This window comes from Devosia algicola, assembly GCF_028816455.1.
Classification (GTDB): Bacteria; Pseudomonadota; Alphaproteobacteria; order Rhizobiales; family Devosiaceae; genus Devosia; species Devosia algicola.
On the sequence record NZ_CP118246.1, the window covers coordinates 387,764 to 403,465 of the forward strand.

Below are 15,702 nucleotides of genomic sequence, written 5' to 3' on the forward strand. Positions count from 1 at the left end.
CTCGACCGGTGATTGTGGTGTCATTGCTGGCCGAACTCGGGCAGTTTAACTGCCATATCTCTCCTGCGGCCCCGGACTTCGGCCATGTTTGCCATCCTCAATGTAATTGCTCCGATCTTTGCGCTGATGGCGCTTGGCTATGGCGCGGTGCGTCTCAAATTCTATCCCCAGGAGGGCATCAAGGCACTCATCGCCTTCGTCAACAATTTCGCCACCCCCTGCTTGTTATTCCGCTCCATCCTGACCGGCGATTTCCGCGCCGCATTTAATCTCGGCATAATCGGGCCGTTTTATTTGGGTGCCTTCGCCTGCTTTCTCATCGCTATTTTTGTCGGGTTGAAAACGTTCCGCAACACGCCCGGCGAGGCCGTATCCGCTGGATTCACCGCGACCTTCAGCAACACTGTACTTGTCGGGCTGCCGATCATGCAACGCGCCTATGGTGACGCGGCGATCCCGATTGTGCTGTCCATCATTGGCATTCACGGCGCTGTGCTGATGACAACCGCGATGATGACTATGGAAATGGCGCGGCGCGATGGTAGTCCGCTCGGCCCGGCAATTCTTGGCGCGCTCAGGCGCATCGCTACAAACCCTTTGATCTGGGGAATTGCTGCTGGCATCATCAGCGTGTTTGCCGGGGTAACGCTGATCGAGCCCGTCGACGCTTTTTTGCGGATTATTTCGCAGGCGGTCGTGCCCGTTGCACTGTTCGGCATTGGCGGCGCGCTCAATGAATACAGATTGTCAGAAAGTTGGGCTCAAGCGCTTGTCGTCTCGGTTATCAAGCTAATGATACACCCCACCATTGCCTATATATTGATGGTGCCAATCCTGCATATAGACATATCCATTGCCCGATATGGCATCGTGCTGGCGGCAATGCCTGCCGGGATCAACACTTATATTTTTGCCACCTACTACAATCGCGGCGTCAGTGTCGCTGCCAACGCGGTGCTGATCGGCACCATTTCGTCGGCAATTACCATCTCGTTCTGGCTCTATATATTTTCCACCTGAGCCAGTTCAGGATTCGGGCGGCGGCGGCGTGTCATCGTCTTTGCCTGCCCGGGGATAGGCGTAAAAAAATGTATAGAGCGAATAGGCCAAGGCAAACGCGGTTAGCGTGCCCCAGAACTGGTCCTTGGTACCCAGCCATTCCCAGGCACACCAGATGGCGACAAATGATGTAATGGCAACGCGCCGCCACAGGGGACGAAACCAGATCAGATCGTTTTCCTTCAAGACGTGGTCCTTGCGTTGGATATGACTACGTTTGTAACGGCCACGCCCCGATGCACCAACCCTTTTTATCATCCGGGCCCCGCAGGGCCCGGACAAGGGGCATCAGGCCATGGACTTTCTTGTGTCCTCCTGCCGCATCAGAAACAGCGAAGCGCCTACAATCAGTAAAGCACCGGGCCAGAAATTGAGACTTGGCGCTGCGGCGAACACCAGCCAGCCCAATATGACATTGAGCGGCAGCTTGAGATCATCGAACGGTTGCAAATAGGCAGCGTCGGCAACTGCATAGGCGCGCGTCATGAAATATTGTGCCATGGCAGTCAAAACGCCGGTCACCGCCAACACTGCCCAGGCGCTGATCGGTGGCATGTCAAATCCCGATCCAATCCACAGCGCTGCGTTGATCGGGGTCAGCAGCAATAACAGATAGATGGCAATGCTTGCCGGTGCTTCGTCCCGTGTCAGCCGTTTGGTCAATAGCGAGGTTCCGGCCCACAGGGCCGCCGCCAAGACCGGCAACAGCGAGTAGACCGAGAACGTCTCGGACCATGGCGCAATAATGATCAGCGCGCCGGTAAAACCGACCAGCGTTGTCCCAAGCCGCGTCAGCGTAATCCGCTCGCCCAGAAACAGGCCAGCGCCAGCGATCACGAAAAATGGCGACGTCATCGACAGCGCGATAACTTGCCAGATGGCGACATGGGTGAGTGCAAAGACCCAAACCTGCACCCCACCGGCCGCCAGCAGCACCCGCAGGATGTGTTGGCCAAGGTGATTGGTTGCCAGTGCCTTGGGTCCCTCGCGCCAGATCAGGGGCAGGGCGAACAAAAAGGCGATAAAATACTGCCAGAATGCAATGGCTGTTGAGGATAGGCCCTCAACCATTCCTGCCCATTGGGTTGCGACATTGACGCCGGCAAACGCCAGTCCGGCCGCGAACATGAACGCGGCGCCGCGAAGTGGGACAGACGGTATCGTATTGGTGGGGGAGGTAATGTGGGTCACGATGTTCGATCCTTTCGCGTAACGCCCAAATACCTCAGGGTTACGGGGATCGAACCAGCAAATGCTGTCCACACGAAATGAGGACATCCATAAGCCAAATCCATGCCCGTTCTCTCTCATCCGGACTATGACCGTCGGCTTCGGAATCTCACCGAAATCTGCTGACCCTTCTCCATGCGGAAAAGGCGCTCGCGGGCTAAAGGTTTCCCTCACTACCGCCGGTGGGGAGTTTCACCCCGCCCTGAGAACGAAATGCAGAAAATCCTGCACAAGCGGTAGGTAGGCGATCACACCGGCGCGCGCAAGGAGTCACACCGATGTAACCGTCCGGTCGAGGCTTGCCTACTGCACCACCAATATCGGTGAACCATCCGGCACGCGCTGATACAAATCGATCACGTCCTGAAACAGCAGGCGCACGCAGCCGCTCGAAATGGCCCTGCCGATGGAGTGGACGTCCATATTGCCGTGCAGGCGATAGAGCGTGTCCTTGCCGTCCTCGAAAATGTAAAGCGCGCGGGCGCCCAATGGATTTTCCAGCCCCGGTTCCATTCCGTGCCGGTATTGTTCCAGCTCCGGTTGCCGTTTGATCATTTCTGCCGGTGGCGTCCAGGTCGGCCATTTGCGCTTATAGGCGATTTTGGCGCGTCCACCCCACGCAAAACCTTCCCGTCCGATCCCCACGCCATAGCGCACGGCCTGACCATCGCCCATCGTCCAATACAAAAAGCGGTTGGGTGTATCGACCACGACGGTGCCAGGACGCTCCCCGGTGGGGTCGGCAACCATCTGTCGATAGTATTTCGGATCGAGCAGATCGATGCGGGCGGCCGGAATCGGGAACTTTTCATCAAGAACCGGCCCATACATGCTCAGATATTGCGGGGCAATCGCGGGACGTTCCGCAATTTTTGGGCGGCTTTGGGTGGTGGTGCAACCCGTCAGGGCAAGCGCTGCAAGGCTGGTTGCGCCCACCATCATGTGGCGTCGAGATAAAACTGATTGTGTCATTGAACTAACTTCCGGGCAGCCATGCAGCCACCGTCTTCATATCTGGAAAGGGAGGAATTGGCCGCGGCCAAATGCGGCACGCGCTTAAGCGCTGATCGTCCGTCTAGGCGGTCTGAACCTGGGTTCCCCCACCATATGAGGTGGTCGCGCTTCAGCGGCTCTGTGGAACAAAAATTTTGCCTGGGGCGAACAGGCTTCCGGCACTTCGGGCACCACCGCGTAACTTTGGTGGCATGGCACGGCCTGGCCGTTGATCTTCTTGCTACACGGTTTGAAGGCTCACTGCGTGGCTATCGTGTCCGCTGGCGACCCGACATAGTTCGCTACCCTGCGATATCGATGTCTGCACATGCATTGCCGATGCGGTCGGCACACCGGCGCCCAACGCAAAAGCGAGTGCGCAAATCATCGCCATGGCAATAAATATCGACCTCATGAGCTACATGTAGTTTTTGCGACGCTACTTGGCGAGGCCGTACGGTACTATCCGCCCCGAGCGTGCCCAAAATGCCTCACTTGTTCCCGCGCCGCCAATTTGCCGCTCCGTACGACCGCACGCCCAAGGACAGTGAGTAACCGGCAACAAGCTATAATGTTAAATATCAATACGTTAACTCGATGTCTGATGGCGCGGTCGATGCGTCTTGGCGTCCGACCACACCGTCCGTGCCAAATATCACCGCCCCGATCACGTCGGATCGGGGCGATTGCATCGCGACAATGTGAAGTCTTAACCGTTCTCGAGCCAGGCAATATCGGTCGGTGACAGCTTGATATCGAGCGCCTGAATACTGTCATCCAGTTCCTGCACGGTCCGGGGGCCAATCAACGGTACAACGGGGAATGGCTGCGCCAGCACATAGGCCAGCGCAATGTGGATCGGACTTTTGCCGAGCTTGTTGGCCAACTCTATTGCGCGATCACGTCGGCCAAAATTCTTCTCATTATACCAGACGCGCACCAACTCCTCATTGTCCATCTTGTTGCGACCCGCCCGGTCGGTGAAGAAGCCGCGCCCTTGGCTCGACCATGAAAAATTGGGAATTTGGCGCTCCTTGAGCCATGCCTTCCATTGATCGTCCGACGACGTCACGCACCCCGCCCAGATTACGTCCTGCATTTCTGCCAGCGCAAAATTGTTCGAAAGGGCGCCCGGCCTTTGTTTGCCGGTACGCTCAGCATAGGCTATCGCTTCGTCCATGCGCTCGCGCGTCCAGTTGGAGCCACCAAATGGCCCTCTGATCCGGCCAGCCTTGACCTCCGCATCCATGGCATCGACAAATTCGCCCACCGGCACATCCAGATTGTCCCGGTGCATGAAATAAACGTCGACATAGTCGGTCTGCAGCCGATCCAGCGACTGGGTCAGCTGTTTGCCAATCTGATCCGGATAGCAAAGCGGCGAATGCGCACCCTTGCCGATGAGCACTGATTGTTCGCGCGTGCCGCGATTGGTGTGCCATTCACCAAATAGTTTTTCGGTATAGCCACTGGCATAAACAAAGGCGGTGTCGAACAGATTGCCGCCTGCCTCATAAAACGCGTCCAGCAGGATGGCGCCGCTCGAAAAGCTGTCAAATGCCTCAAAACCCAGGGCAACCGCCGAAGCTTTCTTGGTCACCCCTGCTATATCGCGCTTGGGAATGGTGGCACCATTCGATCCGAGCTTGCGGCCCGATAGTGTCAGCTTGCGAATGCTGGCCTTTTCAATGTTGAACTCGATACCTGCGTCCCGGCGCCATTTGTCCAGAACGCGCGCATTGCCCAGACTATCGGCCCAACTCATGCCCGGCGCGGAAAATTCCTGCTGCTTGGCAAATATGGCCGCTGCCGCCGCATCGGCCTCAAACGAATAGACATGCCCGGTTTCATTGACACTGATGCTGTCGGTCGTGCCGTCATGCAGGATGACATCGATCTTGCCCAACCCCTGGTCGCGGTTGCCGCCCGCGAACCAGAAATCGGGCACTTCGATGCGGCCCTTTGAGCCGTGGATACGCAACACATTGTCGAGCTGGGCCATTACGGCACACGATACCTGTGCGACAATGCCGTTCTCGAAGGTCAGGACGGCAGCGGCCCAATCGTCGGTGCCCTCCTCGTTGAGTTTGGCGGTGCCCACGACCTTGATAGGGTCAAGGAACGGTTTGCCTGTGGCAACACCCGCGATAAAGCGCGACATGGAAACCGGATAACCGCCGACATCCAGAATGGCCCCACCCGCCAGATCATTGGCAAACAGGCGATGGTCGGGTTTGAACCCCGGCATCTGAAAGCCAAAGCTCGACTGGATCATCCGCACGTCACCAATCGTGCCCGAGGAAATCAGGTCCGCCAGCTTCTGCGTCTGCGGGTGCAGCCGATACATGAAGGCTTCACCGGCAAAAGTGCCGGCCTTGCGATGCGCATGCAGTACAGCGTCGATCTCGAAAGCTGACAGTGCCATCGGCTTTTCGATCAGCACGTGCTTACCCGCTTCGGCCGCCTTGATTGCCCATTCGGCATGCATTGGATGGGGCAGGGCGACATAAATCGCATCGACCTGATCATCACTGAGCAAGGCGTCATAGCCCTTCACAATGCGCGCACCGGGGAAATCTTCAGCCAGTCCAGGCTTGGACGGATCGCGCGTGGCGATAGCCACAAGTTCGCCGTTCTTGGAGCCTGCCAGACCGCCCTGAAACGCCTTGGCGATCCCTCCCGGCCCGATAATGCCCCAGCGAATGCGTGATGCTGACATATATGTGTTCCTTTGAAACCTGTCGATTAACCGGCCTGCCGCCAAGCGAATTCGACATTCGCGCCTCCGCTTGGGTAACTACCGCAAGCCTGGCATCGCCATGCCGACAGGGCGCCAAGGCACCCATTTCTCCCTTTTCGTTTGCTCTTGGCCGGAGCGCTTTCTAGATTAGCGTCAAACCTGCCCGCGTCCTCCCCATTGGGAACAATAACTTGTTGGAAAGTAAGAACCTCACCAAACGCTTCTGGGATAGGCTCCCTCAGCACCACCGGGCGCGCGCCAAACGCGCTTCTGGTCGCCCATGGTCAGCCCGGTATCATGCATGTGCCCCACTGGCACGCACAGGTCGAAGTCAATTTCCTGTTCCGCGGCTGGGTGGACTACGTCATGAATGGGCAAAAATTTACCCTCCGGCAAAACGAGTCTCTGCATGTTCTGGGGCGGTTTGCCCCATCAGATGGTCGATACCTCAGACGATGCGTTTTATTTCGTTGCGCACTTGCCCTTGATTCACTTCTTTCGCCTGCGTTTGCCCGCCACCCTGCATGATCGGCTGATCCATGGCGCCACGCTGGTCACCACCTCCGAAGATGGTTCAGACGCAGCAAATTTTGATCGCTGGTCAAGCTATATGCGCCACGGCGATGCCGCCCGCGCCGACCACGCCATCAACGAACTATTGCTGCGCATCGAGCGTGTTCGTTTCGAGCAGTTCGCCATGGTCGGTGCCAACGGACACGATGCATCCGCCAGTACGGGCGGCGACCCCCAGGGCTTTGCCAATATCGCCAGCATCTGCGACTATATCGCTGACAACTTCCGAAACGATATCGACAGTGTCGATATTGCTGCGTCCGTTGATATCCACCCAAAATATGCCATGAGTATCTTTAAGAAATCGACGGGCATGACCATCAATGAATATGTCAATTTGCTACGCCTGAGCTACGCGCAGGCCCTGTTGATGCAGGATGACGTCAATGTGCTTCATGTTGCCATGGAAAGCGGCTTTGGCTCGCTCAGCGCCTTTAACAAGACATTCCGCAAGCTGGCGGGCATGTCACCCAGCGATTTCCGCCGCGACTGTCGGACTCGTCCCGATTTAGCCGATTTTCGACCAGCCGGGGAGGCCGCACAGCCACACTGAGAAAAGCCGGTGTGGCCGGAAGCGCTATGGGAAATTGGCGATCAACTGCATTCGTGCTTGGCATCGTCCTCGTGGGGCTTTTGACCATTTTGCGCGCCACTGATCCTTATCCGCTCCGAGTTGCGCGTGAGGCGACCTTTGATCTGTTTCAACAGATCCAGCCGCGCCCGCCGCTCGACCTGCCTGTCCGCATTGTCGATATCGACGAAGCCTCGATGGCGGCGCTCGGCCAATGGCCATGGAAGCGCACAATTCTTGCAAACCTGACCGATCGCCTGACCGAACTGGGCGCCGCCGCGATTGCTTTCGATATCCTGTTTGCCGAACCGGACCGGCGTGATAGCGCCGATCGCGGGCAGGGCGGTGATGCCGCCTTCGCCAAGGCGCTAGGCCAGTCGCCCTCCATCCTTGGATTGGGCGACAATGCCGGTAGTCAAAAACTGCCTGCCCAACCAAAATCAGGCATTGCACTGACTGGCGATGCTCCTTTGGCGGCCTTGCCCACCATAACTGGCGCGACCCTGCCGCTGCCCCAACTGCTCGATGCAACCGATGGCATGGGCGTCGTCAGCCTGGCGCAAGGTGCGGGCGGCGGTGTCGTTCGACGCTTGCCGCTTTTGTGGCAAAGTCAGGGCCAGGTTTACCCGGCGCTTTCGGTTGAAGCATTGCGCATTGCCATGGGCGTATCCACCTTGGTGGTACTGGGCGATACCACAGGCGCCGCCGCGATTGATGGCTTGCGTATCGGCGATCTGACAGTTCCCACCACGGCCGATGGCAGCCTCTGGCTTTATTATCGCCGTCTCGATCCTGCCATGAGCATTTCTGCGGCCGCCGTTCTTGACGAAGATTCTGATGCATTGGCACCAGAAATCAGCGGGCATATTGTGCTCGTCGGGGCGTCCGCCACCGGGCTCGGTGACGTGCGCGCTGGTGCCCTGGGTGCAGATGTCTCGGGCGTCTCAATCCACGCACAGGCAATAGAACAAATGCTCAGCGGCAAATTTCTTAATCGCGCCGACTGGGTTGGCGGTTTGGAAATGGCCCTGTTCGCCCTGACCGGCCTTGCAATTACAGTTCTGACTACAATGTCGGGCCCTATTGTCGGTCTGGTGTTTTCGCTTGTCGCCACGGCGTTGGCAGTTACCGCCTGCTGGTTGGCCTTCTCCCAGTGGGGCCTGTTGATCGATCCCAGCTTTACCTTTTTGGGCGCCCTGACCGTCTATGCAGCCATGGCCTTCTTTCAGTTCGCCAGCACCGATGCTGACAGGCGAAAAATCCGCAATGCATTCGGCCACTATGTTGCGCCAACCCTGCTGACCCAGATCGAGAATAACCCTGGCGAACTCCGCCTCGGGGGCGAAATTCGCGAACTGACGGTGCTGTTTTCCGATGTGCGCAATTTCACCGGGATCAGCGAGCGCTTGCCACCTGCCGCGCTAGTCCGCCTGCTCAATACGATCTTCGGCGCGATGGGTGATGAAATCACCGGACAATTAGGCACCATCGACAAATTCATGGGCGATGCGGTGATGGCCTTCTGGAACGCCCCGATTGCAGTTCCCGATCATCCTCGCCATGCCTGCACCGCGGCCCTCGCCATGCGCGTGGCCCTCACCACCCTCAATCGCCACAACCATCCTGGCCTCGGTGGCGAACCGGTTGCGGTCGGTATCGGTATCGCCACTGGTCCGGCGCTGATCGGCAATATGGGCCTGGAATCGCGGTTCGATTACTCCTGCATCGGCGAAACCGTCAATCTGTCGAGCCGCATCGAAGGTGCCTGTCGGGCGGTCGGCTACGACATTCTTGTAACCAAAGCCGTCCGTGATCTGGCACCGGACTTGGCCTATCTGCCCGCCGGATCGCTTGCCCTAAAAGGCATATCGAGCCGAGAACCCGTCTATATTCTGGTCGGCGATGCATCGCTGGCCGCATCTGCCAATTTCAAGTCGCTGACCGGCCACCATGAACAATTGCTGCTGACCCTGGGCGACAAAACCGCCTCAACCATGGCGCTTGACCAGTGTCGGGCCGTCGCCAAACAGGTCGAACCGGGACTGATGTCGTTTTATGCCCGCATAGCCGAACGAACCGCCGACTTCTGCCCGGATAAAGCCACTAGCCCTTGACCGCGCCGGCCGTCATCGATCCCGAAATCTGCTTGTACATGATCAGGCCGAGCAACATTGGCGGCAGGGCCCCCACGATCATGACTGCCGAGGCCAACCCCCACTGCACGCCGCCGCCCGACGCCGCGAAAAAGAACGACGCGCCAACCGTCATCGGCACTGCCTTGCTGGTGGTCAGCATCAAGCCAAACAGGAATTCGTTCCAGGCGGTTATGAAGCCGAAAATGAAACTTGTGACAATCGCCGGACGACACACCGGCGCGATCACCTGCGCCAGGATCTGGAACGTGTTGGCCCCGTCAATACGAGCGGCCTCATCCAGCTCAAGCGGCAGGTCCGAAATGGCGTTCACCAGGATGACCAGCGCCAGCGGCAGATTGACGATAGTGAGGATCAAGCCTAGCCCGATCTGGGTGTCCAATAGCCCCAGCCACTGAAACATCATGTAGAGCGGAATGGCGAAAATGATCAGCGGAACGGCGCGCAAATTGACAATGGCCGGCATCAGCAAACGGCGCCCAATCCCACCACGCGCAATCGCAAATGCGGCAGGCAGCGCCAGCACCAGTGCCAGTGTTGTGCCAATCAAGGCCGCCGCCAGTGAATTGCCCAGATAGCCAAAAATATTGAGACGGTCGGTGACCTGCAACACACTGGCATAATTATCCAATGTCGGTTGCGCGATCCAGAATCCCGGATTGGTCGACAGGCTCCTTGGCGCTTTTGAACGAGGTGATCAGCGTCACGATCACCGGAAAATTCAATGCAAGGGCGGCGATACCGAACACAATCCAACGCAGAGCGGTTATCATTTTGCTAGTCCCGCGCGATGGTTGGATAGCCAGTTCAGGGCGAACAGAACGACGAAGGATGCCAGAAACAGCACCACCGATGCGGCAACGGCCTTGCCAATCGCCCCCTGTTTGAAAAACGCTTCATAAATATAGATCGGCAGCGACGTTGTAGAGCCACCGGGCCCGGACCCGGTAAGCGTGTAAACATTGTCAAACACCCGGAAACCATCGATGAAGCGGATAAAAAACGCGATAATCAACGTCGGCGCCATCAACGGCAGGCTCAATCAGGAACAATAGTTGCAGCGGCCCCGCACCATCGATGGCTGCAGCCTGCCGCACTTCGTCGGGAATGGCCTCATAGGCCATGTAAAACAGCAAGAAGGCGAACGGCGTCCATTGCAATGTTTCAACCACCGACAATGTCCAGAAGGCATTGGTGGCATTGAGGAACGAAGGACTGTTGCCAAACCATTCATAGAGATAAAACGGTACCGGTCCGACAAATTCGTGCAGGACCAGACGATACATCAGCCCCACCATTGCCGGTGCCACCATTAGCGGTAGCATCAGTGGCGCCATCATGGCCGAATGCTTTTCAATCAGCGGCGCCAGAAAAATCGCCAACCCCAGTCCGATGGCGCATTCCGCGACCGCCGTGACAATCCCGAACCGGAGCGAGAACCAACTCGCCTGCCAAAAGGCGCCGTCCGTCAAAACGATCAGATAATTGCCAACGCCTTCCAGTTCAGGCGCGCGCAACGTCTCAAAACTGACCTCGGAGAGCGAATAATAAAGGTTCACGATCACCGGAAAGCCCAGAAACAGCAAAAGAAACAACACCAGCGGCGTGTTCAGCAATTTCCAGTCCAAATTCTTCGTGGCGATCATTGACGGTCCTGTAAACAAGCGTTGCGAGCGGGCAATCTGCTGATCGCCCGCCCAAAATCGTCGGTTACTTCAACAGTTCTTCCATGCCGGCCTTGGTCTTGGCCAAAGCCTCGTCGAGGCTCTGCTGACCCGACCAATAGCCGGTGAACTCTTTTGCCTGCAGTTCATACACTGCTAGTGCCTTGGCCGAGGTGCCGCCGGTCATCACATAGCCATAGGCGTCGGCAAACTGGCCAAGCTGGACCAGATCAGGACGGTCATCGGCAACCTTGGCGACCACATCGGGTGCCAACGCAGGCGATCCGCCATTGCGCGCATACTCAAGGGCGGCATCTTCAGTCGCCAGCCATTTGAGAAACTTTAGCGCGCCTTCCTTGTTCTTGGCGTTCTTGTTCAAGCCCAGGCCAAGGCCGTGAATATGATCAGCGCGACCATCAGGACCGGTCGGTGGCGCGACAATGCCGACATTGTCAGCCACCGCAGGCGATTTCTCAGGGTCGGTCAACTCACCCGCCGCCGCGTTCCACTGCAAGGCGGTTGCCGCCTGACCGGCACCGAACGCTGCGTTGGTTTCGGCATATTCATAGGCTCAGCGAATCCCGAGGTGTTGTGCCGGCGTCATAGAGTTTTTTGTAGAGTTCGAGGCCGGTGCGATAGGCATCGGAGTCAATGGTGACATTGCCTGACGCATCCATCCAGTCGCCACCATAGGAGCGTGGCAAAGACTGGAACACCATCATGTTGAACAGCAGGTTTTTCATCTGCAACACCGTGCCGTAGCGTACGGGGCTATCGGGGTTTACGTCCTTGGAAAAATACAGGGCAGTTGCAGCCCAATCGTCCCATGTCCACTCGTCAGGATCTTTGGGTTCAAGTTTTTTGCCCAATTCCTTTTCGCTGATCTCGGCAAATTTCGCTTTTGCCGCATCGTCCGCCATCAAATCGGCCATCAGATCTTTGCGGTAATACATGAAGTGCAGCGACAGATCGGTCGGCACGCCATATTGCTTGCCGTCAAACTGCATGGTCTTGAGTATCGACGCCCCGAATGTGGTCTCGGCGTCAGCGCCTAGATCGACGGGCTCCATATAGGGTGCGTAGCGGCCAATAGCGTAGGTCGCCAACAGGTTGATATCGAAGGCGTCCGATCCGGCGGCCATGTCCGCCTGCAGCTTGTCGTAAAAACCGTCGCGCGAGAAAAACAGCAGGCTCAACCTTGTCCGCGTCCGTAACGTCGGCTTGCCCATTATAGGTTTCAACCACCGCGCGCAGCGCCGTTTCCTCCGAGCCGCCCGGCCATCCGAGCACTGTCACAGCGGCTTGCGCGGCGGTAACACTTGTCATCAGCGATGCGGTGAGCATCGCCAGCATTGTAAATTTCGATTTAGACATTGGACTTGTTCCCTTCCTTTACGGTCAAAGTGCAGCAGCGGCGAGTTCAGCCACGCCAATGGCACCGGCATGCCGACCACATTTGGCCGGCACGATTTGCGGTCTGCAGCGCGGTCCCAGATCGGGCAGCGCTGCGCGAATGCGGTCAATGAACCCGTCAGCCATCCCAATGCCACCGCCGATCACGATGCGGCGTGGATCAAGCGTTAGCTGGATATCCTGGCAGAGCAGGGCGACAGTGTTGGCTGACCGGGCGACGATTTTTTCGGCCCAGGCCGCACCCTCCCGCGCCGCGCCAAATACCCCGGCGGCGTCGCAGGCGTGCCCGGCGCGTTCAGCCTCGGCAGCCATCCAGCGTCCCGACACCTCGTCTTCAATCGGAAATCGCTTGTCCAGTGACGGGGATCGCAAAATGCCATAGTGCCCCGCCAAGCCGCCAAGCAGGCGCCCATTGACGACAATGCCACCGCCGATGCCAGTCGAAATGGTTAAAAACACCATATCCTCGCCGACTCCCGCTCCCTGCCGAAACTCGCCCCAGGCGGCCGACTGCGCGTCGTTCGCGGCAAGCGCTGGCACGCCGAATTTGGCAGTCAGGCTCTCGGCCAGCGGAAAGTCCCTTGGAATATCCAGCGTTGATTTGTTGAGTGGCGACCAGGTTCCATTCTCGACCAGCCCCGTTACCGCGCAGCCGAGGGACTTATAGCGCCCGCGCCATTCGGCGGTCGCCTCGGCAACAGCCGAAATCCAGTGGTCAGGCCCGCCACTACGATCGGTCGCGACCTGCAGGCTCGGCCTCCACCTTGCCATTGCTGATCAGCGCCGCGAGAATTTTCGTGCCCCCGATATCTATTGCCAATACCGGCTTGTCCGCCGCGCCCGCCGTGCGCTTAACAATCTCGGCAAACCATTCGGTGACATGTTCAGTGCGGGTTATCGCCGAGCCGACCACCACAGAATGGGCGCCACGGCGTAGCGCTTCCGCCGCATCGTCCAGCGATTTGATGCGTCCCTCCGCAATTACATAGGGGGTCAGGTCGCGCATCGCTGCGATCAAGGCAAAATCGGGCCCGTCCGGCACCGGTCCGCCGACATAGCCCGACAGGGTCGTGCCAACGCAGTCCACGCCCGCAGCCAGAGCCGCCTTGGCGTCGCCCAGCGAGGAACAGTCGGCCATCGCCAGTTTGCCATTGTCATGGATAGCGGCGACAAGGTCATCAATATTTGCTGGCCGCACCCGATCGGTCGCATCAAACGCAACAATATCGGCGCCGGCCTCGCACAGCCCGATTGCGTCGGCGATGAAAGGGGTAATCCGAACCGGGCTGTTATCCAGATCGCGCTTGATAATGCCTACAATCGGCAGCGTCGTACGGGGACGGACGGCCTTGAGATAGGTAATCGATTCGATGCGCAGCGCCGCCGCGCCGCCAGCCTCGGCAGCCAGAGCAAACCCCACCACCGCCTCGGCATTGTCCATCGGGCCGCCGGTCACCGGTTGGCAGGAAACGATCAGGCGATGTTTGAAACGTTCAAGCAGCAATTGGGCACCTCTTCAGCCCAACGATATGCCAGCCATACCAGAATGCAACCAGTTAAACACTGGTATTATCTATTGAGTCTCAATCACGAAGTCATACGCGTCGCCGCTGTAGCGGGTCTGGGTGAATTCAACGATCTGGCCATCGGCCAGAAAACAGCGTCGATCCACGATCAGTAGTGGCGCGCCAGCGACGCATTCAAGCAAGGCCGCGTCCTCGTCGGTCGCCGGACGTGACCGCATGCGTTGCAATGCTCGTTGGGGCAGCGCATCGCGCGCCGCCAGCGTTTCGTAAAGCGAGTCGCCAACCAGCGCGGGGTCGGGCAAAAACCGCGCAGGAATGGTCGCGGTTTCAACTGCAATGGGGTTGCCATCACCTGTTCGTATGCGCCGGAACCGAACGACATTGGTGGTAGCTGGAATACCTAGCGCCATCATTTCAACGGGAGACGGGCGCGAAATTTCCCTTGTTAGCCAGATGCATCCGGGCTTGAGTCCACGCGAAATCATATCCTCGGAAAAGCTGGTCAGGTTTGATAGCGATTTTTCTACAGGCGAACTGACCTCGGTTCGGGCGCCATGGCGGCGGCGCAATAATCCATCGTCCACCATGGTTGCAATAGTCTTGCGAACAGTTACCCGGGACAGGCCCAAAGCCTCGGAAATCCGCCGCTCACCTGGTAGCACCGAACCGCGCTTCAAATCGCCTTCCATGATGGCACTGTCAATCGCGTTGCGTAGCCGCCTATGCAGTGGCAGCGCGGCGTCAGCCTGCTGAATACGTGCCTCGAGCCGAGTCAGAATGTCGCCAAAATTCACCTGCATCCCCCAAAGGCTCGTCACCTCCGGTTGGCTTATAGAACTTTTTGTACTGGAGTTGAACTGGTATTGTTGAAAACTTTGACGGGGGTGTCTGCGCCTGAAAAATATCGTGACGCCTCGATGGGGCGACCTATCGGCGCGCCTGGCCAGATAGCCGTACGAATTGCCCGTTCCCGCTGTGGTCAAAGCCACCGCAAGACCTTCACCGCACCAATTTTGGTGTTTTTTGCACTTGCATAAAAAGGCCGGTTTCTCTAAGCGTTCGGTCAAGTCGGGGCGTAGCGCAGCCTGGTAGCGCATTTGTCTGGGGGACAAAGGGTCGTAGGTTCAAATCCTGCCGCTCCGACCAATTTATTCCACCCATTGCTGGTTTGTCAGACGGCCAGCACTGGCCAGTCGGGACGTTTGCCGTGAATACCAGTCAATGCCAACCCGATCCCGCCATCATCCAAAAAGCGCTCGATTGCTGGCCCGGCACCAGCGATTGCAGCGTCACGCTGATCAATTATTCCGAAAACCATACCTATCGCCTTGATGGTCCTGAGGGGCCGCGCTTCACCCTGCGTCTGCATCGCCCCCGCTATCAAACCGACGCCGCGATCAAAAGTGAACTGGCGTGGCTCGCCGCGCTGGCACGTGACTGCACTCTGAATTTGGCCCGACCTGTTGCCGGACACGACGGAGCCCATTTGCAGCAATTGGCGCTTGGGGCAGGGGATGTTCGCCACGCCGTGCTGTTTTCGTTCGCACCGGGCAAGGAACCCGGCGTCAACCAGGACCTTGCCGATCTCTATGCTACTCTCGGCACTTATGCCGCCACCATGCACAATCATGCCGAAACCTGGCCACGCCCAAATGGCTTCGAGCGTCAGCACTGGAGTGCTGCCAATATTCTGGACGCTGACGGCCTGTGGGGAAACTGGCGCGTCGCGCCCGGCGTCGACAGGGAAATTTCATCAACACTGCATCAGGCTCGATGAAAC

8 protein-coding genes, 1 tRNA gene, 5 pseudogenes and 1 riboswitch are annotated in these 15,702 nt (G+C 58.0%); of the genes and pseudogenes, 5 read left to right on the forward strand and 9 right to left on the reverse strand.

Going from position 1 to position 15,702, the window contains the following annotated elements; genetic code table 11:
* Nucleotides 1-84 precede the first annotated feature (84 nt).
* Nucleotides 85-1,020, forward strand: a complete 936-nt coding sequence (locus PSQ19_RS02025; RefSeq protein WP_282219416.1) for an AEC family transporter — start codon at nucleotides 85-87, stop codon at nucleotides 1,018-1,020.
* Between the two features lie 6 nt (nucleotides 1,021-1,026).
* On the opposite strand, the gene PSQ19_RS02030 is transcribed toward PSQ19_RS02025, so the two are convergent.
* The 4 genes from PSQ19_RS02030 to PSQ19_RS02045 all read right to left on the reverse strand — a co-directional run bounded on the left by PSQ19_RS02030 (nucleotide 1,027) and on the right by PSQ19_RS02045 (nucleotide 6,001).
* The gene (locus PSQ19_RS02030) at nucleotides 1,027-1,245 is read right to left on the reverse strand and encodes a DUF3329 domain-containing protein (RefSeq protein ID WP_282219417.1); all 219 of its coding nucleotides are present in this window, start codon (nucleotides 1,243-1,245) and stop codon (nucleotides 1,027-1,029) included.
* 102 nt (nucleotides 1,246-1,347) lie between these two features.
* The gene (locus PSQ19_RS02035) at nucleotides 1,348-2,241 is read right to left on the reverse strand and encodes a DMT family transporter (protein ID WP_282220775.1); all 894 of its coding nucleotides are present in this window, start codon (nucleotides 2,239-2,241) and stop codon (nucleotides 1,348-1,350) included.
* Nucleotides 2,242-2,354: 113 nt separating this feature from the next.
* Nucleotides 2,355-2,503, reverse strand: a riboswitch (FMN riboswitch).
* Nucleotides 2,504-2,592: 89 nt separating this feature from the next.
* Nucleotides 2,593-3,261, reverse strand: a complete 669-nt coding sequence (locus tag PSQ19_RS02040) for a L,D-transpeptidase (RefSeq protein WP_282219418.1) — start codon at nucleotides 3,259-3,261, stop codon at nucleotides 2,593-2,595.
* A gap of 730 nt (nucleotides 3,262-3,991) precedes the next feature.
* The gene (locus PSQ19_RS02045) at nucleotides 3,992-6,001 is read right to left on the reverse strand and encodes an aldo/keto reductase (RefSeq protein WP_282219419.1); all 2,010 of its coding nucleotides are present in this window, start codon (nucleotides 5,999-6,001) and stop codon (nucleotides 3,992-3,994) included.
* A gap of 180 nt (nucleotides 6,002-6,181) precedes the next feature.
* Between PSQ19_RS02045 and PSQ19_RS02050 the strand changes: the two are divergent.
* Both PSQ19_RS02050 and PSQ19_RS02055 read left to right on the forward strand, forming a co-directional pair.
* Nucleotides 6,182-7,148, forward strand: a pseudogene (locus PSQ19_RS02050) (helix-turn-helix domain-containing protein).
* A gap of 26 nt (nucleotides 7,149-7,174) precedes the next feature.
* Nucleotides 7,175-9,280, forward strand: coding sequence for a CHASE2 domain-containing protein (locus PSQ19_RS02055; RefSeq protein WP_282219420.1), 2,106 nt, complete (start codon nucleotides 7,175-7,177; stop codon nucleotides 9,278-9,280).
* On the opposite strand, the pseudogene PSQ19_RS02060 reads toward PSQ19_RS02055, so the two are convergent.
* The 5 genes and pseudogenes from PSQ19_RS02060 to PSQ19_RS02085 all read right to left on the reverse strand — a co-directional run bounded on the left by PSQ19_RS02060 (nucleotide 9,270) and on the right by PSQ19_RS02085 (nucleotide 14,722).
* Nucleotides 9,270-10,092: pseudogene (locus tag PSQ19_RS02060) on the reverse strand (carbohydrate ABC transporter permease). The gene PSQ19_RS02055 and the pseudogene PSQ19_RS02060 overlap by 11 nt on opposite strands.
* Nucleotides 10,089-10,965 (reverse strand): annotated as a pseudogene (locus tag PSQ19_RS02065) (carbohydrate ABC transporter permease). Before PSQ19_RS02065 ends, PSQ19_RS02060 begins: the two co-directional pseudogenes overlap by 4 nt.
* 64 nt (nucleotides 10,966-11,029) lie before the next feature.
* A pseudogene (locus PSQ19_RS02070) lies at nucleotides 11,030-12,357 on the reverse strand (ABC transporter substrate-binding protein).
* 24 nt (nucleotides 12,358-12,381) lie between these two features.
* Nucleotides 12,382-13,837: pseudogene (locus PSQ19_RS19630) on the reverse strand (putative N-acetylmannosamine-6-phosphate 2-epimerase).
* A 132-nt stretch (nucleotides 13,838-13,969) separates the two neighbouring features.
* Nucleotides 13,970-14,722, reverse strand: coding sequence for a GntR family transcriptional regulator (locus PSQ19_RS02085; RefSeq protein WP_282219423.1), 753 nt, complete (start codon nucleotides 14,720-14,722; stop codon nucleotides 13,970-13,972).
* Between the two features lie 269 nt (nucleotides 14,723-14,991).
* On the opposite strand from PSQ19_RS02085, the gene PSQ19_RS02090 reads away from it, so the two are divergent.
* Nucleotides 14,992-15,068: transfer RNA gene (locus PSQ19_RS02090), tRNA-Pro, on the forward strand.
* Nucleotides 15,069-15,129: 61 nt separating this feature from the next.
* Complete coding sequence (locus PSQ19_RS02095; protein ID WP_282219424.1) at nucleotides 15,130-15,699, forward strand: phosphotransferase enzyme family protein; 570 nt, start codon at nucleotides 15,130-15,132, stop codon at nucleotides 15,697-15,699.
* Nucleotides 15,700-15,702: the final 3 nt, after the last annotated feature.

What these genes read in the sequence shown, in the direction of transcription:
- PSQ19_RS02040 (WP_282219418.1), bottom strand. Translation starts at nt 3,261, where the DNA reads ATGACACAATCAGTTTTATCTCGACGCCACATGATGGTGGGCGCAACC.
- PSQ19_RS02055 (WP_282219420.1), top strand. Translation starts at nt 7,175, where the DNA reads ATGGGAAATTGGCGATCAACTGCATTCGTGCTTGGCATCGTCCTCGTG.
- PSQ19_RS02085 (WP_282219423.1), bottom strand. Translation starts at nt 14,722, where the DNA reads ATGCAGGTGAATTTTGGCGACATTCTGACTCGGCTCGAGGCACGTATT.
- PSQ19_RS02025 (WP_282219416.1), top strand. Translation starts at nt 85, where the DNA reads ATGTTTGCCATCCTCAATGTAATTGCTCCGATCTTTGCGCTGATGGCG.
- PSQ19_RS02045 (WP_282219419.1), bottom strand. Translation starts at nt 6,001, where the DNA reads ATGTCAGCATCACGCATTCGCTGGGGCATTATCGGGCCGGGAGGGATC.